Source organism: Mesorhizobium sp. CA13 (genome assembly GCF_020165235.1).
GTDB lineage: Bacteria > Pseudomonadota > Alphaproteobacteria > Rhizobiales > Rhizobiaceae > Mesorhizobium.
On sequence record NZ_JAIUHS010000004.1, the window covers coordinates 162985 to 188682 of the forward strand.

Genomic DNA, 25698 nt, shown 5'->3' on the forward strand with positions numbered 1-25698 from the left:
CAAAGACGCCGCGGCTTGAATGTCGCAGGAGCCAAAGCTTACCTGACCAATACCGACGACACCTTGAACCCCTGTCCTTTGTGCGCAGGAATTGTTTATCACGCTATTAATCGATTGTGGCCGGAACCGGGCAAGATTGTGACGCCACCCGGCCCAGGGTCGGGTGCCGGGAAACGTGCTGTCCGCGCATGCCGGTTGACAGGCCTTTGCCGGGCACACTAGAGCATCAGCCGGATGGCTCTCTTCATTCGCCGCCAGGCTCGAATATATGTCGAGTGATGTTGGGCGAAGAGATGTCGCTGGAGGGATGGCCGAGCGGTTTAAGGCACCGGTCTTGAAAACCGGCGTGGGCGCAAGTTCACCGTGGGTTCGAATCCCACTCCCTCCGCCATTTGCTCAAAAAACTTTCCGGCGCGCGCAGTGCCACCGCGTAGCGGTTCACGGGTTATTCGAAGCGCTGGATTGCTGCTCCTGCGCTGTTCTTCGCAGATGGACTTCCATGCGCGGCCAGCCTGTGACCGCAAAAAACCGGCTGCGTTAGCCTATTGTCGGACGTAAGGCCCGCTGGCGGCGATGAGGCGCACCAACTCTGCCTGTCGCCGCGTCTCCGTCTTTTCGAATACGTGCTGCAGGTGGGTGCGCGCGGTCGTCAGGCTGATATCAAGTTCATCCACAACCGCCTGCAGCCCTTCGCCGCGTGCGATCGCCATGGCCACGGCCGCCTCGGCTGGGGTCAGCCGATAGAGATTGCGCAACTGGTCCTGGGCCGTCCGCGGCGCGCTGTCCGGATCGGCCACGAACACGATCGCGGCTGGACGACCCGTCACGAACCACGTCGACTCAATGATCAGCGGCGCTACCAAAACGCTCAGTGGCCGGCGCGGCCCCGGCCGCCCGAGCGCCATCACGCCGCCTGCGGCGTCCGCTCGCTCCGCGGCTGTGGCGATCAACCGCTGAAGTTGCGCGGCATCCGCTGGCCTGCTTGCGCGCAGCGCCGTTTTTTCCGTCCTGATCCCGTCGGCTTCGGCGAGCAGCGCCTCGGCCGCCCGATTGGCGAACAGAATATCGCCGTTCGCGGCGACGATCAGTACGCCCTGGGCGACGCGATTGAGCGCCTCGGCGTTGGCATTCCTGGAGATATCGGAGCGCGTGAGCCGCAGCCTCACGCTCGCCGCGCGGACCAAATGTGGCCCGATGCGGCGCAGCCGGTCGAGGTGCTCGGGCTCGAACTCACCGGCCGTCCTGGCACGGCCGCAGGTGAAGACGACGCGCATGTCCGGCTCGTTGGCGAGCACGACCCCGATCGGGTGGCACATGTCGCCGGGCCGGCAGAAGTCGTTGTAGAATTCGGAGCGCTGATAGACTTCGCGCGGCAGGAGGTTCCACACCGGAATCAAGGTGCCCGCATGCAGCCTGGCGACGCGCGGCAGGAACACATTGGTCTTGTGGTAGTACTGCGCGTAGGTGAGGTCCGCCTCCGGCGGCATGCGTACAGAACTCGCTTCGCTGCGCAATGTCCTCGCGTTCTGGAATGTCAGCTTGGTGGCGGCGCCCTCGAGGAAATCCGACAGGGCTTCGAGAACCTGCGGCCAGCGGCCGGGCTCGAGCGCCGCATCATAGACCTGCCCGACCAGTCGATCGAAGTCGTGGACGCGCGCTTCTGACATCTGTCTGGGCCGGAATTTACCGCTCCATCATCCGACGGGACTTGCAGTTTGCCGCAAGCCGGCTTCAGTGACAACCATTTCTCCGCCGGTCCCGCGCCCATCTCATATGTTCATACGAGGCACCGACCCGAAATTGGGGATAGCTATTCGTGACGATGCAAAGCCATTTCTTTGACGGGAGACTCGGATGCAACAGCTGTGGCGGGATATGCAAACGGGGGTAGCACCTGGTACCCAAACCGACTGGAATGGTACGCACTACGAAGCGCTTCTGACGCAACGCGAGACCGGCGGCAAGTTTGGCGCATTTGCATCCGATGCTGGCCGCGGCCATGGACCGCCGCGCCACCGTCATCCCAAGTCAGATGAAATCTTTGTCATTCTCCAGGGGCGGCTACGCTTTTGGTGTGCCGGCGAAGCTTCCGAACGCACCGCCGGAGAACTATTCTACATTTCCGCTGGCGTAGAGCACACGTTCGTCGTCGTTGAGCATGCACGATGGATCGCCATCCTGTCCCCGGGTGGTCTCGAGGGTTTTTTCCCGGCGGTTGCCGCGCAGGGGCTAGAGATTCCGCGCGATCTCGCGGAAGTCAAAGCGATCGCGGCCCAATTCGATATGGAGATTACCGGGCCACCCTTAGCCATCCCTCGACCATAGGCCTTGCCAAGCCACGGGCAGTTGGTGATGACGGATTGCGCCGCTATCCTACCCTTGTGGCAGATCGAATTTTCGTAGGCTGGGTAGTAGCTATTGTGCGGACGTTGGCGTGGGCGCGACGGATGTCGCTGCGGCACTCGAACAATTCAAGCTCGGAGACGTCGTCACAGAGCGCGAAAGCCGTCCGCCGTCAGGAAGCCCTTAGGGTTGTGCCACGGGAACGGTCCCCTGGAATGGCGTTCCATTCAAACCGACCGACGGCGAAACTGCGACGAGATGAACGACTCGGACAAGGCATCGGGCGGCGCTTCATCGATTCAAGCCTGAGCGCGTATGATTCCGTTCGGCATCGGCCGCAAGCCCGTCTGTTGCTGATCGCTCACCGCAACGCTATAAAGCCGGTGTCGGAAAAGGCAGACTTGGTTTGGTAAGCCCAAGTCCTTTCGGTAACGAAAGCTCTGGTCTTTGGCCTCCTGCAGGAGATCCCCACGACGAACATCGGACGCTTCTCGCGCGTCCAATCGTTCGTCCGTGTGGTTCTCAAATCCGAGGAACGCTCCGGTCGAACATCGACAAAGGAGCAGTTCATGCACAACCGCCATCTCGATTCCCATGACGTAATAATTGCTGGTGCAGGCCCTGTCGGCCTGTTCCTCGCTTGTGAGTTGCGCCTCGCCGACCTCTCGGTGCTGGTGCTGGAGCAAGCCGAAGACCCGCACTCCCCGTTGAAGCGGCTTCCGTTCGGGCTGCGCGGCCTCTCGGTTCCCACCATCGAAGCCCTCTACCGTCGCGGTCTGCTGGACGACATCGCCGCTCAACAGAATGCGAGGGATGGAACGGGCAATAGTGGCGCTGCGACTGGCGCGCACTGGCTGAATCAACCGCGCCGTCCGGGCGGCCATTTCGCAGGTATCCAGTTCTTCCACGATGCTGTAGACGCCGCGAAATGGCCCTACCGCCTGCCAGGTTCGGCCACCGCCGCAGTCGCGGTCGAGATGGCGCACCTCGAATCCGTCTTGGCCGCGCGCGCAATCGCAATGGGGGTCGAGATCAGGCGCGGCTTCGGTGTCGAGGATTTCGATCAGACGCATGAAGGCGTGACCGTTCGCGCCGGCGGTGAGATTTTTCGTGGATGCTGGCTTGTCGGCTGTGACGGCGGGCGCAGCACGGTGCGCAAGGCCGGCGACTTCACGTTCGTCGGTACCGATCCGGAATTCACAGGCTATTCCGTTCAGGTCGAAATGGCCGACCCGGACAGGCTCACGCCAGGCCGCCACTACACGCCGACCGGCATGTACACTTATCAAAAGCCCGGTACCGTCGCGATGGTCGAGTTCGATGGCGGGGCTTTCCACCGAACCCAGCCAATCACCTGCGACCATGTGCAGGCGGTATTGCGCCGAGTGTCCGGCGCGGACGTTACGCTGACGGCCCTCAAACTCGCCGCCACCTGGACGGATCGGGCCTACCAGGCAACGACCTACCGCAAGGGACGAGTGCTGCTTGCCGGCGACGCCGCGCATATCCATTCCCCCTTGGGCGGCCAGGGTCTCAACCTCGGGCTCGGCGACGCGATGAACCTTGGCTGGAAGCTGGCCGCCACCATCCGCGGCGACGCGCCGGACGGTCTGCTCGACAGTTATTTCAGCGAACGCCATCCGGTCGGGGCGCAAATCCTCGACTGGTCGCGCGCCCAGGTCGCGCTCATGCGGCCAAGCCCGGCAACGCGCGCGCTCGAAACCATCATCCGCGACCTGATCGAAACGCGCGACGGCGCGACATATTTCGCCGAACGGGTATGGGGTATTTCTCTTCGCTACGATCCTGGCGGCGGCCACGGGCTGGTCGGGCGCAGTGTTCCCGATTTCGAGCTGATCGAAGGAAGAAAAATCGGCGAACTCCTCAGCCCGGGCAAGGGCCTGTTCCTTGACTTTGACGCTCGCCCATCGCTTGAAGCGCTTGCAGGTCGCTGGGGTGACCGGATCACCTACATCGCCGGCAACGCCAGGGATCAGCTGGGCTTGAGCGCCGTGCTCGTGCGCCCCGATGGCTTCGTGGCCTGGGCCGGCGAGGATGCCCCCAACCCGGAGGAAGCCGCCCAAGCCGCATCACGATGGTTCGGCGAACCCAGAAAGGCATGTAGGCCTGCCTGATGAACCAAACGATCGGAGCGCGACATTGACCGCTGATGAAGTGACCGAAAGCGTCGCGCCGAACGCGGACGTCGGCGTCGGCAGGGTGTGGGACGCCGATGTCGCTTCCTTCATGATGTGGTGAGGGTCACTCCCGAGGCTTTTTGCGCCGAATCGGCTAAGCCTTGAACCCATGAGCGAAACCTCACTCTACGCGCCGGTGAAGCGGTTTCTCGAAAGCCTGGACTTTGCCGTGAAGGGCGAGATCGGCGGCTGCGACATCATCGCGCTGCGTGAGGGGGAGCCGCCCGTCGTTGTCATCTGCGAGTTGAAGCTGGCGTTCAATCTCGAACTGGTGCTGCAAGGCGTCGACCGTGCAACCGCCTGCGACGAGGTGTGGCTGGCCGCGCGCATGTCGGCCAGGGGCAAGGGACGCGAGAGCGACGCTCGGTTCCGCAATCTTTGCCGCCGGCTTGGCTTCGGCCTGCTCGGCGTCACGGCGAGCGACCGGGTCGAGGTGATTCTGAGCCCGGTCACAGTCATGCCGCGCAAGAACCCACGGCGCCGCTCGCGGCTGGTCGACGAACATCGCCGGCGCCGGGGCGATCCTGTCGCGGGCGGGGGATCGCGCAATCCCATCATGACAGCGTACCGCCAAAGCGCCCTCGCCTGCGCCGCGGCATTGGCCGACGGGCCCAAGCGCCCGCGCGATCTCAAGGCGTTGACGCCGCTTGCGCCGAAAATCCTGCTGCACAATGTCTATGGCTGGTTCGCGCGCGTCGACCGCGGCGTCTACGATCTGACCGACGCCGGCCGTGCCTCGCTGATGCGTTGGCCGCAGCCATCGCACGATGAATCCCGACACGGGATTTTGAACGCGCCGAGTGCCTGAGCGCGGGACAACGCCCGGCCCTTTGGTTGATTTTTCAGACAAAATATGCTGCTTGTCCCGCCCATGAAGACACTCTGCACGATGGTCATGGCGTTCTTGACCCTGGCTTTTCCGGCCAACGCCATGGACAGCGCCTTGCGCGCCGGCCTCCTGAAACTCGACCCGCAAACCCGCCTCGAACAGCGCTGTGACGCTGAAGTCCTCGACCGCATCACCCATGACGACCGCAAGTACAAGGCGGATCGGGTGGTCGCTTACGCCTTTGCCACGCCCGTCATGAGCGACGACGCCATCAAGAGCCCGGGAGCCGCCTTCCGCAGCAAGGGGCAATGGTACCGGCTGAAATTCAAGTGTGAGACGGCGCCGGACCATATGGAGGTTTTACAGCTCCGCTACCGCATCGGCGACGAGATTCCGGAGACCGACTGGGCAAAATACAATCTCTACGATTAGGCTCTACGGCTAGGTTTTCACTGCCGTTTCGGCTCGCCTGCCGCGATTGTCGAATCCCCTCAATGGCGCCGCTGCAACGAAAGCGGCTTTGCGCGTTGCCCGAAGCGATGTCTTGACGGCAAGGGACCATGCCTTTAGGGCGGGCTGGGCGATCGACAACAAACACTCGGCGAACAGGCAAGGGCTTCCAGGTCGATGGAAATATTTACTGCCGCAGGCTTATCGGCCCTTTTTCAGGTAATCGCGATCGATCTTGCGCTGGCTGGGGACAACGCCATCGTCATCGGCCTTGCGGCGGCCGGCTTGCCGGCCAGTCAGCGCAAACGGGCCATTCTGGTCGGCATCATCGCGGCCACCATCCTTCGCATTTTCTTCGCCCTGATCACGCAATGGCTGCTGACAATTGGCCCCATGCTGCTCATCGCCGGCGGCCTGCTGCTGCTTTGGGTGTGCTGGAAGATGTGGCGGGAGCTGGGTGTCAGTCACGAGCAGGAGCGCGACGCGACCGAAGCGCTGTCGAATGGCGATTTCGACAAGGATGGGACCATCGCCGGCAAGTCGCCGCGCAAGACCTTCTCGCAGGCCGCCTGGCAGATCGTCATTGCCGACGTCTCGATGTCGCTCGACAATGTCCTGGCCGTGGCGGGTGCGGCCATGAACCATCCGACGGTGCTGATCATCGGCCTCGCTCTGTCGATTGCGCTGATGGGCTTCGCCGCGTCCTTCGTCGCGCGCCTGCTGCACAAATACCGCTGGATCGCCTATATCGGCCTGCTGATCATCCTTTACGTCGCCGTGAAGATGCTTCTCGACGGCGCTGTGCAGCAGTTTCCCGACCAATTCGCTTTCCTGGCGCCATGGTTCGGGTCGAGCGGCCACTGAGCCGGAACCTTGCGCCCGCCGCCCTGTTTGCCTGATCGGGCAAGCCGTGCTATTGCGCCGCCCGAATTGAGCTCCTGCCAGAGCCGTGCAAACCGTTATATGTCGAGACTTCGAGCCGGATCAGCGTTTCCGGTTCACCTCCATTGGAAACTTGCCCATGTCCGCCCCGCGCGTCAGCTTCGTCAGTCTCGGATGCCCCAAGGCGCTGGTGGATTCGGAACGCATTATCACGCGCCTGCGCGCCGAGGGCTATGAGATCGCGCGCAAGCATGACGGTGCCGACCTCGTCGTGGTCAACACCTGTGGTTTCCTCGATTCCGCCCGCGATGAATCGCTCAATGCCATTGGCTCCGCGCTTTCGGAGAACGGCAGGGTCATCGTCACCGGCTGCCTGGGCGCCGAGCCCGACGTCATTCGCGAGAAGCATCCCAACGTTCTCGCCATCACCGGTCCGCAGGCCTATGAGAGCGTCATGGCCGCCGTGCACGAGGCGGCGCCGCCCAGCCATGATCCCTATATCGATCTGCTGCCGCCCCAGGGCGTCAAGCTGACGCCGCGCCACTACGCCTACTTGAAGATTTCGGAAGGCTGCAACAACCGCTGCACCTTCTGCATCATCCCGGCGCTGCGCGGCGACCTTGTCTCGCGGCCGGCGGCCGATGTGCTGCGTGAAGCCGAGAAACTGGCCAAGGCCGGCGTCAAGGAGCTCCTCGTCATCTCGCAGGACACCAGCGCCTACGGCATCGACATCAAATATCAGACCAGCATGTTCGGCGACCGTGAAGTACGGGCGAAATTCCTCGATCTGTCCGAGGAACTGGGCAAGCTCGGCATCTGGGTGCGCATGCACTATGTCTACCCCTACCCGCACGTGGCCGACGTCATCCCGCTGATGGCCGAGGGAAAGATCCTTCCCTATCTCGACATCCCCTTCCAGCATGCTTCGCCGCAGGTATTGAAGAACATGCGCCGGCCGGCACATGGCGAAAAGACGCTGGAGCGCATTCGCGGCTGGCGCGATGTGTGTCCCGACCTCGCCATTCGCTCGACCTTCATCGTCGGATTTCCCGGCGAGACCGACGAGGATTTCGAGATGCTGCTCGACTGGCTGGATGAGGCGAAGATCGATCGCGCCGGCTGCTTCAAATACGAACCTGTACGAGGCGCGCGCTCCAACGAACTCGGCCTTGAGCAGGTGCCGCAGGAGATCAAGGAGGCGCGCTGGCACCGCTTCATGCAGCGCCAGCAGAAGATCTCGGCGACGCAATTGGCCAAGAAGGTCGGCAAGCGCCTGCCGGTGCTGATCGACGAAGCGCACGGCACATCGGCCAAGGGCCGCACCAAATACGATGCGCCGGAGATCGATGGCTCCGTTCACATCCAGTCGCGCCGCCCGCTGCGCGCCGGCGACATTGTCACCGTCAAGGTCGATCGCGCCGACGCCTATGATCTCTACGGTTCGGCCGTCTGAGGACTGCGATTTACCACATTTCGCGATAGTTCCGGCCATTTACCCTGTTTGGCCGCCGCCTGCTTTATGGTTTCCGAACCGTAAACGCAGGGACTAAGGATGGACCCCAGACCTGCCCGCCAGGACTATATCGCGACTCTGGACCTGTTGAGGCTGGGGGCGGCGCTGGCCGTCGTGCTGTTTCACTATTTCTTCCGCGGTGCGGCAGCAGACGGCTTTCTCACGGCTGGCTATCCTCATGCCGCGCCGCTGGCTCTGTACGGCTATCTCGGCGTCAATCTGTTCTTTCTGATCAGCGGTTTCGTCATCGCATGGTCGGCGGAAGGCGGCGGCTGGGAAAGATTCGCCGTCGCGCGTTTCGCACGTCTATATCCGGGCTTTCTGCTCTGCATGACGATAAGCTTCGCGGTTATCGCCTTTTCCGGCACGCCGCTGCTCCCAGCCTCCTTCAGCCAGTATCTCGCCAATCTCGCAATGTTCGCGCCGGCCTTCGGCCAGCCTTTCATGGACGGCGTCTACTGGTCGATCGTGCTTGAAGTGGTTTTCTACGGATGGGTGACGCTGGCCCTCGTTGCCGGCGTTTTCCAGCGATGGAAATTGGCGCTGATCCTCGGCTGGCTGGCGATCGCGGCCGTCAACGAACTCTTCCTCGGCAGCGGCGCGGCGCGGCTTCTGTTTCTCACCGAGTTCGGACCGTTCTTCGCCGCCGGCATGCTGGTCCATCATCTCCACGCGCATGGTCGCTCAGTGCCGGCCTTGCTGCTGCTGGCGGCCGCCTTCGTGCTCTCCAGCTATACGCTGTCGGTGACACAACAGTGGATGATCGGGCATTACGGCATCGCGGTCCCGTCCGCCCATCTCGTGGCCGCCAACGTGGTGATGCACGCGGCGCTGACCGGCGCTGTCCTGCTGCGCGACCGGATCAGGCCGTCGCCGCTCACGCTGGCTCTGGGCGGGCTGACTTATCCGCTTTACCTCCTTCACCAGAATGCCGGCTATCTCTTCATCAACGCCTTGACGCCGCTGGCCGGCAAATGGGTTGCAGCGTGGACCTGTGTGGCGCTCATGGTTTTGGTGTCGTGGGCGATCTGGCGCCATTTCGAGCGGCCGGTGCAACATTGGTTCAAGATCCGGCTCAGCCTTGTGGTGGACGCCGGCCTGGTGCGGTTTCGCCATGTCTCGGCGGCGGCGCAAGCCGCCGAATGAAAAGGGCGCCTCGCGGCGCCCTTCCCTGTCGAACGTACGTAGAGCCTATTGCGGCAACTTGTCGTCGACGCCCTTGACGTAGAAATTCATGCCGAGCAGCGTGCCGTCATCGGCGACCTCGCCGTCCTTCAGCCATGGCGAGCCGTCCTGCTTGGCGATCGGTCCGGTGAAGGGGTTCCAGCCGCCGGCGATCTTCTTCTCGGTCGCCTCGGCCATCGCCTTCACGTCGTCGGGCATGTTGGTGTAGGGCGCGAGTTTCACTGCGCCGTCCTTGATGCCGAGCCAGACATTGTCCGGCTTCCAGGTGCCGTCGATGGCCGCCTGGACGCGGCTGATATAATAGGGCCCCCATTCGTCTGTCAGCGAGGTCAGCTGCGCGTGCGGCGCGAACTTGATCATGTCGGAGGACTGGCCGAAGCCGTGCAGCTTGCGCTCCTCGGCCACTTGCAGTGCCGCGGTCGAATCCGTGTGCTGGACGATGATGTCGGCTCCCTGGTCGAACAGGGCCTTGGCCGCGTCGGCTTCCTTGCCCGGATCGAACCAGGAATTCACCCAGACGATCTTGGCCTTGAAATTCGGATTGATCGACTGCGCGCCGAGCATGAAGGAGTTGATGCCCATCACCACTTCCGGGATCGGGAAGGAGACGATGTAGCCGGCGACGCCGGACTTTGATTCTTTGGCCGCGATCTGACCGAGCACATAGCGGCCTTCATAGAAGCGCGCATTGTAGATGCCGAGATTGTCCGCCGTCTTGTAGCCGGTGGCGTGCTCGAACATCACCTTGGGGAACTTCTTGGCGACCTTCACTTCGGCGTCCATGAAGCCGAAGGACGTGCCGAAGATGATCTTGCAGCCCTCGCGCGCCAGACGCTCGAAAGCGCGGTCGGCATCGGGGCCTTCGGAGACGTTCTCCAGATAGGCGGTCTCGACCTTGTCGCCGAGCGCCTTTTCGACTTCGAGGCGGCCCTGGTCGTGCTGGTAGGAATAGCCGAAGTCGCCGATCGGGCCTGTATAGACCCAGCATGCCTTCAGCTTGTCGGCGGCCTCCGCGGACGCGGCCAGCGAAAATGCCGCTGTCGTCGTCATCAGGGCAATAAGCAGTTTTTTCATCGTGTTACCTCTCTGAGTTAAGCCTTGGAGCTTCCCGTCTTGTTATTGTTGTCAACGATCCGGAACGAATGGCTGCCCCAAGGAAGCCGGTGTGTTCATCATCGTCAGACGCTTGTTGCGCGAGATTAGAACGAGAACCACGACCGTCGCCAGATAGGGCAACGAAGAAAGCAGTTGCGAAGGCACTGGAATGCCAAAAGCCTGTGCATGAAGCTGGCCGATCCACACCGCGCCGAAGATATAGGCGCCCGCCAGCACCCGCCACGGCCGCCAGGACGCGAACACCACCAGCGCAAGCGCGATCCAGCCGCGGCCCGCGCTCATGTTCTCGACCCACTGTGGCGTGTAGACCAGCGAGAGATGGCCGCCGGCAAGACCGGCGCAGGCGCCGCCGAAGATCACCGAGAGATAACGGTAGCGGATGACCTTGATGCCGAGCGCATGCGCCGAGGCGTGACTGTCGCCGATCGAGCGCAGTGTCAGCCCGGTGCGCGTCCTGAACAGGAACCACATCACGGCGGCCGTCAGTGCGATGGAAATGTAGAAGACCGGATCCTGGCCGAACAGCAGCCGGCCCACGACGGGAATGTCGCTGAGGCCGGGTATATACAGGTTCGGCAACCTGACGCCGGGCTGGCCGACGAAACTGGTTCCCATCATGCCGGAGAGGCCGAGGCCGAGCAGCGTCAGCGACAGGCCGGTCGCCACCTGGTTGGTGGCCAGCGACAGCGTCATGACGGCAAACAGCAGCGAGAACAGCGCGCCCATGGCGACGGCCGCCAAGAGCCCGATCCAGGGCGAGCCGGTCAGATAGCCTGCGCCGAAACCGCCGACCGCGCCCATGATCATCATGCCTTCGACGCCAAGGTTGAGCACCCCGGAGCGCTCGACCACCAGTTCCCCGATCGCGGCAATGAGCAGCGGCGTCGCCGCCGTGGCGATGGTCAGGAGGATGTTGACGGTGATGTCCATCAGCGGGCTTCCTTCAACTTTGGCGCGGCCTCGAGCTTCGCGGCACTCTCCGATTTGGTCAGCGCCAGACCGATCAGCCGGATGCGGTAATGGATGAGCGTGTCGCATCCGAGCACGAAGAACAGCAGCATGCCCTGGAACACGCGCGCCACCTTGTCGGAGATGCCGAGCGCGCTTTGCACCGCCTCGCCGCCGAGATAGGTCAAGGCCAGCACCAGGCCCGCCGCGACGATGCCGAGCGGATTGAGGCGGCCAAGGAACGCCACGATGATGGCGGTGAAACCGTAGCCGGGCGAAATGACGGGCTGAAGTTGCCCGATGGCGCCGGAAACTTCCGATATGCCGGCAAGCCCGGCCAGCGCGCCCGACAACAGGAAGGCGAAGAAGACCATGCGGTTGAGGCCGAAGCCGGCGAAGCGCCCTGCCCGCGGACTGGAGCCGAGCACGCGGACCTCGAAACCCTTGAGCATTCGGCTCATCATCAGCCACACCAGCACCGCCGCGACCAGCGCGAACACGAAGCCCCAATTGGCGCGGCCGGCATCGGGCATCAGCTCCGGCAGGATGGCCGAGTCGCCGAACTGGATGGTCTGCGGGAAGCCATGGCCCTGCGGGTCGCGCCACGGTCCGCGCACCAGCCAGTCGAGGAAGAGCTGTGCCACATAGACCAGCATCAGGCTCGTCAGGATCTCGTTGGTGCTGAAGCGGGTTTTCAGAAATGCGGGGATAGCCGCGTAGGCGGCACCGCCGACCATGCCCAGCAGAAGCATCAACGGCAGCACCAATGGGCCCTCGAACCCAGGAAACAGCACCGGAACGGCCGAGCCGAAGATGGCGCCGAAGATGAACTGGCCTTCGGCGCCGATGTTCCAGATGTTGGCCTTGTAGCAGACCGACAGGCCGACCGCGATCAGGATCAGCGGCGCCGCCTTGATCGCCAGCTCGTGCAGTTGCCAGACCTGGCTGATCGGTTCGATGAAATAGATGTTGAACGCGCTGAACGGATTGACCCCGAGCAGCGCGAACATGATACCGCCCGCGATGATCGTCAGCGCGAAGGCGATGAATGGCGACAGCATCGAAAACAACGCCGAGCGCTGCGGCCGTTTGACGAGTTCGAGGCGCATCATGCCGTCTCCAGCGTGTGTTCGGCGTGGCCTGGTTCGGCGCCGCCCATCAGCAGGCCGATCTTTTCGAAGGTCGCCTCGGCGATCGGCAGCGGCCTGGACAGTTCGCCATTGTGCATCACCGCGATCGCATCCGATATCTCGAACAGCTCGTCGAGATCCTGGCTGATGACCAGCACCGCCGAGCCGCTGCGGGACAGTTCGATCAGTGCCTGGCGGATATGGGCGGCGGCGCCTGCATCGACACCCCATGTCGGCTGGTTGACCACCATGACGTCAGGCCTGCGGTCGAGTTCGCGGCCGACGATGAATTTCTGCAGATTGCCGCCGGACAGCGTTGCCGCCTCCGGATCGGGCGCGCTCTTGCGCACGTCCATCGCCTCGATGATGCGTTGGGCGGCGGCGTAGACGGTGCCGCTCTTGACCATTCCGCCTGTGCCGACAAAGGTCCTGCCGTCGGTGGCATGGCGCGACAGGAGCAGGTTCTCCGAGAGCCTCATGCGCGGCGCGGCGCCATGGCCGAGGCGCTCTTCCGGCACGAAGGCGGCGCCCAGCAGCCGGCGCCCGGTGATGCTGAGGCTGCCTGCATCCTTGCCGCGGATGCGCACCGAGGCAGCATCCGGCTGCAGGACTTCGCCGGAGACGGATTCGAAGAACTCGCCCTGGCCGTTGCCGGCGACGCCGGCGATGCCGATCACCTCGCCGGCGCGGACGGTGAGGTTGATGTTCTTCAGCGGGATCGAAAACGGCGTCGCCGGCTTGCGGCTGAGGCTGCGGATTTCGAGCAGGGACTGCGCTGTTTCGATGCCCGCGACCGGCGCCCGCACTACGGCCTGCACTTCGTTGCCGACCATCATGCGAGCCAAGGACGAGGCTGTTTCCTCGCGCGGATTGCAGTGGCCGACCACCTTGCCGTGCCGCAGCACGGTGGCGCGGTCGCAGATCCGTTTGACCTCCTCCAGCCGGTGCGAGATGTACAGGATCGATTTGCCTTCCGAGCGCAGACGCTCCAGCGTCTCGAACAGCTTGTCGGCCTCCTGCGGCGTCAGTACCGAAGTCGGCTCGTCGAGGATGATGAGTTGCGGCGTCTGCAAAAGGCACCGGATGATCTCGATGCGCTGGCGCTCGCCCACCGACAGGTCGCCGACCAGCGATTCAGGATCGAGCGGCAGGCCGTAGCTGTAGGAAAGCGCCCTCGCCTTGGCCGCGATGCTGCTGATCGGCGAACCGTCATCCAGGGAAAGCGCGATGTTCTCGGCCGCCGTCAATGCCTCGAACAGCGAGAAATGCTGGAACACCATGCCGATGCCGAGCTTTTTCGCGACGCCCGGGCTGGTAATTCGGACGGCCTGGCCATTCCAGAAGATCTCGCCGGAATTGGGTTCCAGCGAGCCGAACAGCATCTTGACCAGCGTCGATTTGCCGGCGCCGTTCTCGCCGAGCAGCGCGTGGATCTCACCCTTGGCGATGTCGAGGTCGACATGATCGCATGCCGTCAGCGTGCCGAAAATCTTGGTAAGGCCGCGAACCTCAAGCAGATTCGCTCCGTTATGATTTGCACTCACAGTGCCTCCCATCCGGGTTCCCGGATATGTTCTGTGTTCCCGCAAGCATCGTATGCGCGGCCAGCTCCCATGCGAAAGCAGCACTCGACTTGAAAGAGCTTCAAGAATTTCAGCGGAAACTCAAGGGCAAAGATCAGCCTTCTTCATGCAACCATGCAGCGGGCCGGCTTTTCGCGCAAACCGTGCCCGCACCTGCGGCAGAGAGCTGAAAACCAGGGCAGTTCCCGTCAGGGAACCAGTATGGTCGTGCCCGTGGTCCGGCGGCCTTCAAGATCCGCGTGAGCTTTGCCCGCGTCCTTGAGTGCATAACGCTGGTTGATCTTGATCTCGACGGCGCCGCTAAGCACGACATTGAACAGGGCCGCGGCCGAGGCGTCCAGATCCTCGCGTTTTGCGTTGTAGACGAACAACGTCGGCCTCGTGGCGTACAAGGACCCTTTCTGCGCCAGCAGCGACATCGGGAATGGCGGGATCGGACCCGAGGACTGGCCGAAGCTGACGAACATGCCGAGCGGCTTCAGGCAGTCGAGCGAGGCCGGGAATGTGTCGTTGCCGACGGAATCGTAGACGACGTCGCATTTCCTGCCGCCGGTGATGGCCGCGACGCCGGCGACGAAATCCTGCTCCTTGTAGTTGATGACATGGTCGAAGCCGTGTGCCTTGGCGAGCTCGATCTTGTCGGTCGAGCTTGCCGTGCCGATAACGGTCGCGCCCAGATGCTTCGCCCATTGGCCGAGAATGAGCCCGACGCCGCCGGCTGCCGCATGGAACAGGATGGTGTCACCTGCCTTGACCTTGAAGGTCCTGCGCAAGAGATATTCGGCGGTCATGCCTTTCAGCATCATCGCTGCCGCCTGCTCGTCGCTGATGCCCTCCGGCACCTTGACGACCTTGCTGGCATCGATGACGCGCTCCTGCGCATAAGCGCCTGTGGTGACGGCATAGGCGATCCGGTCGCCCGGCTTCAGCCAGTCGACGCCCTCGCCCACTGCCAGCACCAAACCGGCGGCTTCGCTGCCGGGGATGAGCGGAAACCCGCCGGGCGGCGGATAGAGACCGGAGCGATGATAGACGTCGATGAAATTGAGACCGATTGCCGTGTGCCTGACCAGGATCTGCCCCGATCCCGGTTGCCCGGGATCGGTGTCCTCATAGGCCAGGACTTCCGGACCGCCATGGGCGTGGATGCGGATTGCTTTGGGCATGGTAGGCTTCCTTGAGAAATGGCCGATCAGGCTTTCTTGGCACCGAGATTTGGAAAAAACTGCATGATGCCGCCGATACAGGCGAGATAGAGCCCCGTAACGGTAATGCCAATCTTTATGAAGGTGCTGACCTGCGCGCCCAGCACGCCGATCTGGTCATAAAAGGCCGCGAGAGCCGCCTGCGCCAGCGCCAGCGCGCCGAAAGCGCACCACAGAAGCGTCATTGCGAGATTGATGGGCCGCAGCCGCACCACCCGCACCGGATGAATGAAATTGATCGGCACGAACGTCAAAATGCCGGCCACAACCACCACCGCGAACGAGACCCATTGCCCCGGCTCGATGACAAACAGCGTGAACACCACCATGTTCCAGACGACCGGAAATCCCTTGAAGAAATTCTCCTTCGTCTTCATGCCGGTGTCGGCATAGTAGATAGCGCTGGACACCACGATGATGGCCGCCGACAGGAACGACAGGCCCTCGCCCATGAAGCCACGCTGGTAGAGTGCGAAGGCCGGGATCAGCACATAGGTGACGTAGTCGATGATGTTGTCGAGGAGTTCGCCCGACCATGTCGGGAGGATCTCCTTGACATCGAGCTTACGCGCGATCGGCCCGTCTATGCCGTCGACGAACAGCGCCAGCCCCAGCCACCAGAACATGGCCGTCCAGCGTTCCTCGCTCGCCGCCACCAGCGACAGGAAGGCGAGGAACGAGCCCGACGCCGTCAGCAGATGGACTGAGAAGGCCCTTGCCTGCGGCCAGGTGACTTTCTTCTTCGGCCGCGGAATCCGGTCGGCGATTTTCTTGGCGGCTTTCCTGGCCGTTGTGTTCTTGCTCACGGGCCCTGCCAGTCCAGCTTGCAGATTTCGGCTGAACGGCCGCCGAAATTCCAGTTGCGGCCAAAGGCTCGCATCTTGCTCTTGTCGGACTTGGCCACGATGATCTCCGGCGCGATCCAGTATTCCGAATTGCTGATCACCGTGTCCTTGTCGCGGTCCTTGCCGACAATTGGCGTGACCGCCCCGTCGATGATCTTCGGTATCTGGAAGATACGCGTCTTGTCGCGTGTCTCATAGGTGATCGGCACTTGTTCGACGCCGAGAAATTTGCCGACGAGGATCGAAAGCAGCGAGGTGGTCCCGCCCGCCTTGCCGGTGAAGATCTTCGTCAACGCCTTGACCGCGTAGATCGAGGCCCTGATGTCGATGAACAGGCCGGCGGTCCAGTTGCCGCGGCTCATGTAGCCGGGGATTTCCATGATCAGTCCGAGATTGAGGCCTGACAGGTCGACCTCTCCGAAATGACCGGCATCGATACGGAAACCCGCCCAGGTCTGGCAGTAGCCTTCGGTCGGAGGATGGCTGCCTAGCGACAGCACGCAAGGGCAAAAAACCGTGCAATTGCAGGAGAGTACGAGCTCCCCTTTCATTGCCCAGCTCGGATCCGTCATCGAGTTTCCCCCACTCATAGCGAGACTAATAGCAGCGCGGCCGCCCAGACAAGCAGTATCGCACCGGCCAGCCGGGTTGGAAGCCTGCTTGCGGCTTGTTTTTCGATCAGGGTGAACAGGCCGATCAGCGCCATCCAGAAGACGTTCATCACGCCCACGGCGAACATCACCAGCATCAATGCCCAGCAGCAGCCAAGGCACCAGACGCCTTGCGCGACGCCGAGCCGGAAAATGGCTGTAGGCCGCGCGCTCCAGTTGGAAAACAGGATCGCGAACGGGTTCCTGCATTTCTTCAGGCAGGCCTCCTTCAAGCCGCTGAACTGGTAGAAGCCGGCAACCAGCAGGGCGACGGCACCGGCAATGCCCAGGACCGGATCGAGCATCTGGCCTGACGAGGCGAACGCATCGAGGGCGAGCGTCAGCGCCGCAAGCCCAGCCGACGCGGCCAGCCATATCGAGAGATAGCCTGATACCAGCACCAGCGGATGGACGACCGGCTCATGCCTGATCCTGGCCGTATCGGCAATCTCGCAATAGGTTCGGATCATCGGCGCCGCCGAGGGCAGCATCGTCGCGGTCGCCATCAGGAACCACATTGCCGTCAGCGCACCGGCGCGCGGGCCGATATCTCCGTCCAGCGGCGCGGCCGAGAGGCAGAGGGCGAAGAACCGGGCCAGGGAATCGGGCAACGGGAGCTGCGGCAGGGTTTTCAACAAGGCGTCGCCGGGCGCGCCGATACCCGCGGCGCGTCCCTCCGCGGCGCGGATCGCCATTGCCGCCAGGGACAGCCAGGCAAGCAGGATGCCGGTGCCCACGACGAGGTTCACCGTCAAACGCGGGTTGCACGCGATATCGGCCGTCGCACGGCCTGCGCTGTCGAGATGGCTGAAATCGTCCTGACGGCCGGTCATGACATCCGAATGGGCCGAATCGCCACGTTGATCAAGCCTTATGACCTGACCTATATGCTCATCGAATGGCGGGGCGCGCGGGCTGCCTCGCATTGCAAGCCGGAAGCCGATCTTGGAGCATCAGAAAACAGCACGGATACTCATCGCAGGCACGGGCCCCGCAGGGTTGATCGGCGCGCTCGGTTTCGCCGACGCCGGCTTCCCGGTGACGCTCGTCGGGCCGGAGGCATCCGCCCCCGATGGCCGCACGACGGCGCTGATGAACCCTGCTTTGAAGGTGCTTGAGCGGCTGGGCGTCCTCGCCGACATCAGGCCACAGGCCGCGCCCCTCAAGGTGATGCGCATCGTCGACGCGACAAGCCGGTTGATCCGCAGTCCGGTCGTCACCTTCCGCGCCAGCGAGATCGACGAGGATCAGTTCGGGCTCAACCTGCCCAACAGCGTCCTCATTCCCGCGCTCGCCGGCAGGGTCGGCGCGCATTCCGGGATCGCGTGGCTGACATCCATGGTCGACGCCTGGCATCTCGGCGCCGACAAGGCTCGCGCGGCCCTCGCCGACGGCAGCGTGATCGAAGCATCCCTGGCGGTTGCCGCCGACGGACGCCTGTCGCCGGCGCGTCAGGCGGCGGGCATCTCGACCGCCGCACGGACTTATCCCCAGGCAGCGCTGGTGCTCAACTTCTCCCACGGCCGCGACCATGGCTTCACCTCGACCGAGTTCCATACCGAAACCGGTCCGTTCACGCAGGTTCCGCTGCCCGGCAACCGCTCGAGCCTGGTCTGGGTGGTAAAGCCCGAGACCGCCAAGGAACTCGCTGCGCTGGATGATGCGACGTTGTCGCTGCGGGTCGAACAGCGGATGCAGTCCATGCTGGGCCGGGTCACGGTCGAGCCGGGCCGGCAGGTCTATCCGCTCGCAACCGCGACGCCGCTGCGTTTTGCGCGCGACCGGGTGGCGCTTGTCGGCGAAGCCGCCCACGTATTTCCCCCGATCGGCGCACAAGGGCTTAACCTTGGCATTAGGGATATCGACGATCTTATTGGAATCGCGAATGAAAATTATGAGGACCCAGGGGCCGCGAAAGCCCTCGCCGTCTATGACTTCAAGCGCCGGCCCGATATTCTGGCGCGCAGCAGCGCGGTCAATCTGCTGAACATGTCGCTGCTTTCCGACATGTTGCCGGCGCAGATGGCGCGCGGCGCCGGGCTCGGCGTGCTTGGCGGTTTTGCACCGCTTCGCGCTTTCTTCATGCGCGAAGGGCTCCGTCCCGGCAGCGGGTTTGCGGCGCTTGGCGGTGGCCTGGGGAAGCAAGCGCGTCAGCGGTGAGCTTGCGAACACATGTGCTGCCGGCAGGCATCGATGGCCCGCCGCCCACCCAAAATCTTTGCTCCGCATCATAGGCAGCTCGAGGACGCACAAACGCTTCGGGATTGAATTGACTCGGAGTCTGCGCCAAATAAAGCTAAGGAATTCAGTGGTGAGTACGATGAAAACAGCCAAATTCGCGATCGGACAGGTGGTTCGCCATCGGCTGTTTCCGTTCCGGGGAATCATTTTCGACGTCGATCCGCAATTCGCCAATACGGACGAATGGTACGAGGCCATCCCCGTCGACGTGCGCCCGCGAAAGGACCAGCCGTTCTACCATCTGCTCGCCGAGAATTCGGAAACCGAATACATTGCCTATGTGTCCGAGCAGAATTTGCTTGAGGACCAGTCGGGAGAACCGGTCCGCCATCCACAGATCAACGAGATGTTCGACAAAAAGCCGGACGGGCGCTACGAGCCTAAACGGCAGTCCAGGCACTGATCAGCGAGGTCAGGTGCAGAAGAAAAAAGCGGGGCATGACCCCGCTTTTTTGTGGCTTGAGAGTGCCCGAACCGATCAGTTCGCGGTCTTCGCCTTGTCCTGCTCTTCCTTGAGCTTCTTGGCGAAGTCCTGGTTGTTCTTGGCGACGAAGTCCTGGAGCTTCTTCTGCCGGTCCTCGATGTCGGACTGCTGCAGCGGCGGGCCGTCATAGGCGCCGCTGAAGCCCTGCAGCGCGACCTTGATCGGATTGGGCTGGTTCTGGAAATTGATCGAGGTCAAGGTGATCGCCTGGCCCTTCTTGAAGGAGGCGACGAGCTGGTCGGTCAGCGGTACTTCCGCAACGCAGCGGTCGGGGAAGCAGACCACATATTCAAGCTTCTGCGTCTTGCCGGTATCGATCTGGAGGCCGATGCCGGCACCGACCAGACGACCGGTCGGAACCGTCACCTGGAAGACCTTGCGGTTCACCTTGCCTTTCAGCTCGATCAGGCTCACGCCGGTGACCAACTGACCGTTGCCGGCGGTGGTGATGTTCTGCACGTTGCAGATGTCGACGTCTTCCTGCTTTGTGCAAGCCTTGAACCAGCCCTGCGGGATCTGTTGTTGCTGCTGTGCGGAAGCAACGGGAATTGCCGCGCCCAGAAAGCCGATCACGCCAGCGGCCATGACCGACAGGCGGTACGCATTGCTGTTCAGGCTCGTCATGTCGTGCACTTCCTCTCAAATGATCCCGGGGACCGGCTTCTTCGCGCCATGTGGTCCAGCTACCTGTTGCCGAAATGAGGCAACAGAATGACTTCGGACGGCGTGTTACACTGCAAGCGGTGCCGAATCCAGCCTGCAATCTGCGATTCTTGGCAACGAACATTGGCGGTGCCTCATGCTAGTGTGCGCACCGAATCATCAAGCCGACCCGGTAAGGAGACGGTCATGGGCCGCGTTCTCGTTTGGCTGATCACCGCGACATCATTTTTCGTCCTTTCGTCCCTGCCGGCGGCGTCGGAACCCAAATATGCAATTGCCATGCAGGGTGAGCCGGCCCTACCGCCCGACTATGCGCATTTCGACTACGTCAATCCCGACGCGCCGAAAGGCGGCAGCATCACCTATTGCGTCGTCGGCAGTTTCGACAATCTCAACCCCTTCATCCTGAAGAGCCTGCGCACCACGGCGCGCGGCATGATGGACACGATCTTCGGCAATCTGGTCTTCGAGCCGCTGATGCAGCGCAATGCCGACGAGGCCTTCACGCTCTATGGCCTGCTTGCCGAGTCGGCCGACATGGATCCCGAGCGCAAGAGCATCGAATTCCATCTCAACCCGAATGCCAAATGGTCGGACGGCCAGCCGGTGACGCCGGAGGACGTGCTGTTCACCTATGATGCCTACACGCAGAAGGGCCGTCCGCCCTACAGCGACCGCATGGCCAGGATTGCCAAGCTTGAGAAGACCAGCGACCACAGCGTGCGCTTCACCTTCAACGACAAGGCCGATCGCGAGTTTCCGCTGATCATCGCGCTGACGCCGATCATTCCCAAGCACGCCTTCGACATGGAGACTTTCGACAGGACCACGCTGAAGCCACTGATCGGCAGCGGCCCCTACAGGATCGCACAGGTGACACCCGGTCAGCGTATCGTCTTCAAGCGCAATCCGGATTATTGGGGCAAGGATGTTCCGGCCAAGCGCGGCTTCGACAATTACGACCAGATCACCATCGAATATTTCCTCAACGCCAATGCCAAGCTCGAGGCGTTCAAGAAAGGGCTTTGCGCCATCGACGACGACAGCGATCCGGTTAAGCGCGAACGCGATCTGGATTTTCCCGCCTTCCATAGAGGTGAAGTGGTTGCCGAAACCTTCGACACCGGCATTCCGCCCGTCGTGACCGGTTTTCTGTTCAACACGAGGCTGCCGAAATTCTCGAATCCCGTGGTGCGTCGGGCGCTCGGCATGCTCTACGACTTCGAATGGGCCAACAAGAACCTGTTCGGCGGCAAATACGCGCGGACCATGAGCTACTGGCAGAATTCCGAGCTTTCCGCGCTCGGCCATCCGGCCGACGACAGGGAAAAGGCGTTGCTGGCGCCCTACCCCGGACGCGTGCCGGCGGACGTCATGGACGGAACCTGGCGGCCGCCGGTGACCGATGGCTCGGGCCAGGACCGCAAGGTGCTTAAAGCGGCCTTCGATCTCCTGAAAAGCATTGGCTACCACCTGCAGGGCGGCACGATGCTCGACCCCGAAGGCAAACCCTTCGGCTTCGAGATCCTGACGGCCTCGCAGGACGAGGAGCGTCTCGCCGGCATCTACCAGCGCACGCTGGAAAAGATCGGCATCGATGTCTCCATCCGCAGCCTCGACGGCGACCAGATCCAGTCGCGCAAGCAGCGTTTCGATTTCGAGGTGCTGATCGGCTCGAGCGGCTTCAACAATTCGCTGTCGCCCGGCATCGAGCAGATCGGTCGTTGGTCATCCTCCGCCGCCAAGGCTGAAGGTTCGTTCAACCTCGCCGGCGTCGCCGATCCCGCGGTGGACGCTGCGATCGAGGCCATGTTGCGCGCCCGCACGAAAGAGGATTATGTCGCCGCCGTGCGCGTACTCGACCGGCTGCTGATCTCCGGCAACTACATGGTGCCGATGCAGCACAACACGCAGCAATGGATCGCTTACTGGAATTATCTGGACCATCCGCGAAAGACGCCCATATTCGGTTACCAGTTGCCGACCTGGTGGCGCAAGCCGAACTGAGCATGGGCCCGAGGAGTGGAAGCCCGGTTCTCGCGGAAGTGCACGGCACCCAAGACGTTCAGGAGATCGAGATGAGCCAAGCGAATGCGATCACCGTCGACGTGGTATCCGACGTCGTCTGCCCATGGTGCTTCATCGGCCAGAAGCGGCTGGACAAGGCGGTCGCCGCCGCCGGCGAGGTGGATGTGCATATACGCTGGCGGCCGTTCCAGCTCGACCCGACCATTCCGCCGGAAGGCAAGGATCGCCGCGAGTACATGCTGGCCAAGTTCGGCAGCGACGAACACATTCGCCAGATTCACGCCCGTATCGAGCCGCTCGGCGAAGCTGAAGGCATTTCCTTCGCTTTCGGCGCCATCAAGGTCGCGCCCAACACGCTTGATGCCCATCGCGTCATTCGCTGGGCCGGTGCGGCCGGCGAAGACGTGCAGAACCGGCTGGTGCGCCGCCTGTTCCAGCTGAACTTCGAAGAAGGCGCCAACATCGGCGATCAGGCCGTGCTGGTCGAGGCGGCGCGCGAGACCGGAATGGACGCATCCGTTGTCGAGACGCTCTTGCCGACCGATGCCGATGTCGAGGCGGTTCGCACCGAAATCGCCACCGCCTCGCGCATGGGCATATCAGGCGTGCCGTGCTTCCTGCTGGAGGGCAAATATGCGGTGATGGGCGCGCAGGACGTCGACACGCTCGCCGACGCCATCCGCCAGGTAGCCGCCGCCAAGGCGCGTGGCGAACTGGAAAAAGTCGACTGAGCCCGATCCTCAACGCAGGTTTTTCAAAGCAGCCCTGCCCGGGCGTGAGGCAACGCCTGACCCCGTGGGATCCGCGCTTGCGTTGGCTTTCCCGGCGTCGCGGTCTGCGCTGATGCCGCCCGGTCCGGTCGATTGATGGCTTGTCAGCGTCCAGGTCATTTCCGGACCTCCGGCGTGGACATGCCAGCGAGGAATCAGGCGTCCGGGGCGACATGTTTCCGGAATTTTTGATTAGCCTGCGATGAAAAGCCGGCTTGCCGGGCAGGCCAAGCGGGTCACAAATTCGTGCAATCGCTTTACCTAGGGGAAGGTAGAAATGCGGCGCCATGGTACCGCGTAATTACCTGATATCTCTAGCTTAAACCCGCTTTTTATCGGCTTTGACGCGACGCTCGGAAAGTCGGCCCTGTTGCCCTGCAGCCACGGCCAGCGCTTCAATGTCGCCTGTCCCCTATAAAAATTAATGGAAAATGATCAATTGGTGTTACCATCCGTAACAAAACAAAAAAGGTTTGGGCGGGATTGTGATTCGGGTCGGCAGACCACCGCAACAGTCAGGAACGGATGGACTACACAGCGATGCCGCAAGGCGGCCGCTTCTGACCCCGGTTTCCTCGATGCGCAGCTTCTGGGGCCTGATGCGGGCCTACTGGGTCTCGGACCGGTGGAAGGAAGCCTGGACGCTGACGCTGGTGATCGCGCTGCTCACCGCTCTGTCCAGCAAGGCCGGCGTCTGGTTCGCAGAAGCGTCCGGAGAACTGGTCAACTCGATCGCCTTCTTCCACGACGCCGCCAACACCACCCCTCTCCAGACGCTTTTGGTCAATGCCGGTATCCTTGTGCTGCTGGTGGTGCTCAAGGACGCAGGCTTCACCGGCATCCGCAATCTCGTGTCGGCAACCTTGCACCGCAAATGGCGCGGTTGGCTCGACAGCCGCTTCAACGAGGCGCTGCTGGACGGCAATCACACCCATTTCCACGCCCAGCATGCCTCGACAGGCAATGGCGCGCCGGCCCCCGACAACATCGATCAGCGCGTCCAGGAATCGATCAAGGACATGACCGGGGGCGCCATCGGGCTGGCCATGGGCGTGCTGGGTGTCGCCACTTCGCTGTATTTCGTCGGCCAGAAGCTGCTCGAAACCTCGGTCGAGGTGAAGGGGCTTGAATTCCTCGGCAGCTATGGCAGCGCCATCCTCGCCCTCCTTGCGGTCGCCATCTACGTGCCGCTCAACACCTGGATCGCGATGAAGCTCGGTGGCATGCTCGAGCGTCTCAATGTCAGGATGCAGCAGGCCGAAGGCAGTTACCGTGGTGAGCTGACGACATTCCTGCGCCGCAGTTTCCATGTCGCGGCCTCGCGCGGCGAAGGCGTGCAGAGGACCATGCATGGCCGCCTCTATGGCGATATTGACGGCACGTGGACGCGGCTCAATATCGTCAACACCGTCTACATGTCGTTCGAGCTGATCTACAATTTCATCGGCGCCCGTATTGTTGCCTACGGGCCAGGCCTTGTGCCGTTCATCCACAACGGCTTCGACCTCAAGGGTTACATAACTGGCTCCGAACTGGTCAATTCGCTGATCGGCCAATGTTCGTGGTTCATCCATGTCATGCCCGCCATCGCCACCCTGCGCGCCAACAGCCAGCGCGTCACCGAGCTGGCCAACGCGATCGAGAACGTTCAGCACCCCCAGGAATTCTACAGCCAGAGCGGCCGTTCCGATTTCCGCTACGCCAGCCAGAACCCGGTTTTCGGCTTGACCATCCAGAAGCTGGAACTGGCGCATCAGGGCGAGGACGCAACGCCTTTCCTCGTAGCGGCGAACCTGCGCTTCCGGCGCGGCGAATGGACCTTCCTGAAAGGCGAATCCGGCTGTGGCAAGACCTCGCTGATCAAGGCCATCAACGGCCTTTGGCCCTACGGCCGCGGCACCATCGTCTTCCCCGAAGGGGTGAAGAGTTTCTATGCCGCCCAGGAGGTCAAGCTGCAGCAGGTGTCGCTGAAGCAGCTGGTCTGCCTGCCGGGCTCCGAGCACGACCATGGCGACGCGCAGGTCGCGTCCGCGCTGCACAGAGCGGGCCTGGGCGACTTCATCGAGCATATGGCCGACGAAAGCCGCGAAGGCAAAAGCTGGGACCAGGTCCTGTCCGGCGGCCAGAAACAGAAGCTGGTGGTGGCCCGCATCGTGCTCCAGCAACCCGGGCTGCTGTTCCTCGACGAGGCGACCGGCGCACTCGATCCGGAGGGCAAGGTTGCCTTCCACCAGGCGATCAAGGACAACTGCCCCGATGTCACGGTAATCAGCGTCATGCATGAAGCAGTGGCGCCGCGATCGGTCACCGGTGCCGAGTTCTACCACTCGATCGTCGCCATCGCCGACGGCGTCGCCACCAAGAAGCCGCTGGTTCCGAGCCTGCCTCCCGAACTCACCACCATTCTCGCACAGCCAGGGCCGGTCCCAAGGTCGGTCGACGATAAATGGCTGCGTTTCCCGCGCCGGCTGAAGCAGAAGTAGCCGGACTGGCCGTGGCATAGGCCGGCCAGTCATTTCGCCATTTCTACGCGACACGCTTCAGCGATCACAGTCTCGCGAGTGGGGCATGCTGGCCGCATTTTCCTCGATCACATCGATTGACAGGGCAAGGCGAGCTCCTATGTTGCGCCCGC

The 25698-nt window shown here is 62.7% G+C and carries 22 protein-coding genes and 1 tRNA gene; 13 read left to right on the top strand and 10 right to left on the bottom strand.

The features are described 5' to 3' along the window. Positions 1 to 301: 301 nt before the first annotated feature. Positions 302 to 391 (top strand) — tRNA-Ser (locus tag LB566_RS12250). 151 nt (positions 392 to 542) lie between these two features. Here LB566_RS12250 and LB566_RS12255 read toward each other — a convergent pair. Continuing rightward, entirely contained in the window at positions 543 to 1667 is a 1125-nt protein-coding gene (locus LB566_RS12255; RefSeq protein ID WP_224624579.1) for a helix-turn-helix transcriptional regulator, read from the bottom strand. 187 nt (positions 1668 to 1854) lie between these two features. Between LB566_RS12255 and LB566_RS12260 the strand changes: the two genes are divergently transcribed. From LB566_RS12260 to LB566_RS12290, 7 genes are all read left to right on the top strand, one after another. Further along, positions 1855 to 2325: a cupin domain-containing protein gene (locus tag LB566_RS12260; RefSeq protein ID WP_224624580.1), complete on the top strand. Its 471-nt coding sequence runs from the start codon at positions 1855 to 1857 to the stop codon at positions 2323 to 2325. Positions 2326 to 2912: 587 nt separating this feature from the next. After that, positions 2913 to 4478: an FAD-dependent monooxygenase gene (locus tag LB566_RS12265; RefSeq protein WP_224624581.1), complete on the top strand. Its 1566-nt coding sequence runs from the start codon at positions 2913 to 2915 to the stop codon at positions 4476 to 4478. 172 nt (positions 4479 to 4650) lie between these two features. Then, the gene (locus tag LB566_RS12270; protein WP_224624582.1) at positions 4651 to 5349 is read left to right on the top strand and encodes a DUF2161 domain-containing phosphodiesterase; all 699 of its coding nucleotides are present in this window, start codon (positions 4651 to 4653) and stop codon (positions 5347 to 5349) included. A gap of 45 nt (positions 5350 to 5394) precedes the next feature. Beyond that, positions 5395 to 5802: a DUF930 domain-containing protein gene (locus tag LB566_RS12275; protein WP_140548530.1), complete on the top strand. Its 408-nt coding sequence runs from the start codon at positions 5395 to 5397 to the stop codon at positions 5800 to 5802. Positions 5803 to 5997: 195 nt separating this feature from the next. Next, entirely contained in the window at positions 5998 to 6684 is a 687-nt protein-coding gene (locus LB566_RS12280; protein WP_224624583.1) for a TerC family protein, read from the top strand. 157 nt (positions 6685 to 6841) lie between these two features. Next, positions 6842 to 8155: a 30S ribosomal protein S12 methylthiotransferase RimO gene (rimO, locus tag LB566_RS12285; protein WP_140664458.1), complete on the top strand. Its 1314-nt coding sequence runs from the start codon at positions 6842 to 6844 to the stop codon at positions 8153 to 8155. Positions 8156 to 8254: 99 nt separating this feature from the next. Beyond that, positions 8255 to 9361: an acyltransferase family protein gene (locus LB566_RS12290; RefSeq protein WP_224624584.1), complete on the top strand. Its 1107-nt coding sequence runs from the start codon at positions 8255 to 8257 to the stop codon at positions 9359 to 9361. A 45-nt stretch (positions 9362 to 9406) separates the two neighbouring features. On the opposite strand, the gene LB566_RS12295 is transcribed toward LB566_RS12290, so the two are convergent. The 8 genes from LB566_RS12295 to LB566_RS12330 form a co-directional block, all read right to left on the bottom strand. Further along, on the bottom strand, positions 9407 to 10474 hold the full coding sequence (locus tag LB566_RS12295; RefSeq protein WP_140548524.1) for a BMP family ABC transporter substrate-binding protein: 1068 nt from the start codon (positions 10472 to 10474) through the stop codon (positions 9407 to 9409). 51 nt (positions 10475 to 10525) lie between these two features. Beyond that, positions 10526 to 11446: an ABC transporter permease gene (locus LB566_RS12300; RefSeq protein ID WP_224624585.1), complete on the bottom strand. Its 921-nt coding sequence runs from the start codon at positions 11444 to 11446 to the stop codon at positions 10526 to 10528. Next, on the bottom strand, positions 11446 to 12576 hold the full coding sequence (locus tag LB566_RS12305) for an ABC transporter permease (protein WP_140548520.1): 1131 nt from the start codon (positions 12574 to 12576) through the stop codon (positions 11446 to 11448). The genes LB566_RS12300 and LB566_RS12305 overlap by 1 nt, the downstream gene beginning before the upstream one ends. Further along, entirely contained in the window at positions 12573 to 14150 is a 1578-nt protein-coding gene (locus LB566_RS12310) for an ABC transporter ATP-binding protein (protein ID WP_224624586.1), read from the bottom strand. The genes LB566_RS12305 and LB566_RS12310 overlap by 4 nt, the downstream gene beginning before the upstream one ends. 215 nt (positions 14151 to 14365) lie before the next feature. After that, positions 14366 to 15343 (bottom strand): quinone oxidoreductase family protein, encoded by a 978-nt coding sequence (locus LB566_RS12315; RefSeq protein WP_224624587.1) that lies wholly within the window; start codon positions 15341 to 15343, stop codon positions 14366 to 14368. A 26-nt stretch (positions 15344 to 15369) separates the two neighbouring features. Beyond that, positions 15370 to 16188 carry a phosphatidylcholine synthase gene (pcsA, locus tag LB566_RS12320; protein WP_318012756.1) on the bottom strand — a complete coding sequence of 273 codons (819 nt, stop codon included), beginning with the start codon at positions 16186 to 16188 and terminating at the stop codon, positions 15370 to 15372. Continuing rightward, complete coding sequence (locus LB566_RS12325) at positions 16185 to 16799, bottom strand: DUF1326 domain-containing protein (RefSeq protein ID WP_140548513.1); 615 nt, start codon at positions 16797 to 16799, stop codon at positions 16185 to 16187. The genes pcsA and LB566_RS12325 overlap by 4 nt, the downstream gene beginning before the upstream one ends. Positions 16800 to 16813: 14 nt before the next feature. Continuing rightward, the gene (locus LB566_RS12330) at positions 16814 to 17710 is read right to left on the bottom strand and encodes a DUF2182 domain-containing protein (RefSeq protein ID WP_224624588.1); all 897 of its coding nucleotides are present in this window, start codon (positions 17708 to 17710) and stop codon (positions 16814 to 16816) included. Positions 17711 to 17822: 112 nt separating this feature from the next. On the opposite strand from LB566_RS12330, the gene LB566_RS12335 reads away from it, so the two are divergent. Beyond that, positions 17823 to 19037 (top strand): UbiH/UbiF family hydroxylase, encoded by a 1215-nt coding sequence (locus LB566_RS12335; RefSeq protein WP_224624589.1) that lies wholly within the window; start codon positions 17823 to 17825, stop codon positions 19035 to 19037. 160 nt (positions 19038 to 19197) lie between these two features. Then, positions 19198 to 19521, top strand: a complete 324-nt coding sequence (gene hspQ, locus LB566_RS12340) for a heat shock protein HspQ (protein WP_181169261.1) — start codon at positions 19198 to 19200, stop codon at positions 19519 to 19521. A gap of 75 nt (positions 19522 to 19596) precedes the next feature. Here the strand turns inward: hspQ and LB566_RS12345 are convergent, their stop codons facing one another. Beyond that, complete coding sequence (locus tag LB566_RS12345) at positions 19597 to 20226, bottom strand: invasion associated locus B family protein (protein WP_140638130.1); 630 nt, start codon at positions 20224 to 20226, stop codon at positions 19597 to 19599. Positions 20227 to 20451: 225 nt separating this feature from the next. Here LB566_RS12345 and LB566_RS12350 point away from each other — a divergent pair, with 225 nt between their 5' ends. The 3 genes from LB566_RS12350 (at position 20452) to LB566_RS12360 (ending at position 25546) form a co-directional block, all read left to right on the top strand. Then, the gene (locus tag LB566_RS12350; RefSeq protein WP_224624590.1) at positions 20452 to 22272 is read left to right on the top strand and encodes an extracellular solute-binding protein; all 1821 of its coding nucleotides are present in this window, start codon (positions 20452 to 20454) and stop codon (positions 22270 to 22272) included. 71 nt (positions 22273 to 22343) lie between these two features. Continuing rightward, positions 22344 to 23024 (top strand): DsbA family oxidoreductase, encoded by a 681-nt coding sequence (locus LB566_RS12355; RefSeq protein WP_140548506.1) that lies wholly within the window; start codon positions 22344 to 22346, stop codon positions 23022 to 23024. Between the two features lie 617 nt (positions 23025 to 23641). Next, on the top strand, positions 23642 to 25546 hold the full coding sequence (locus tag LB566_RS12360; RefSeq protein ID WP_224624591.1) for an ABC transporter ATP-binding protein/permease: 1905 nt from the start codon (positions 23642 to 23644) through the stop codon (positions 25544 to 25546). Positions 25547 to 25698: the final 152 nt, after the last annotated feature.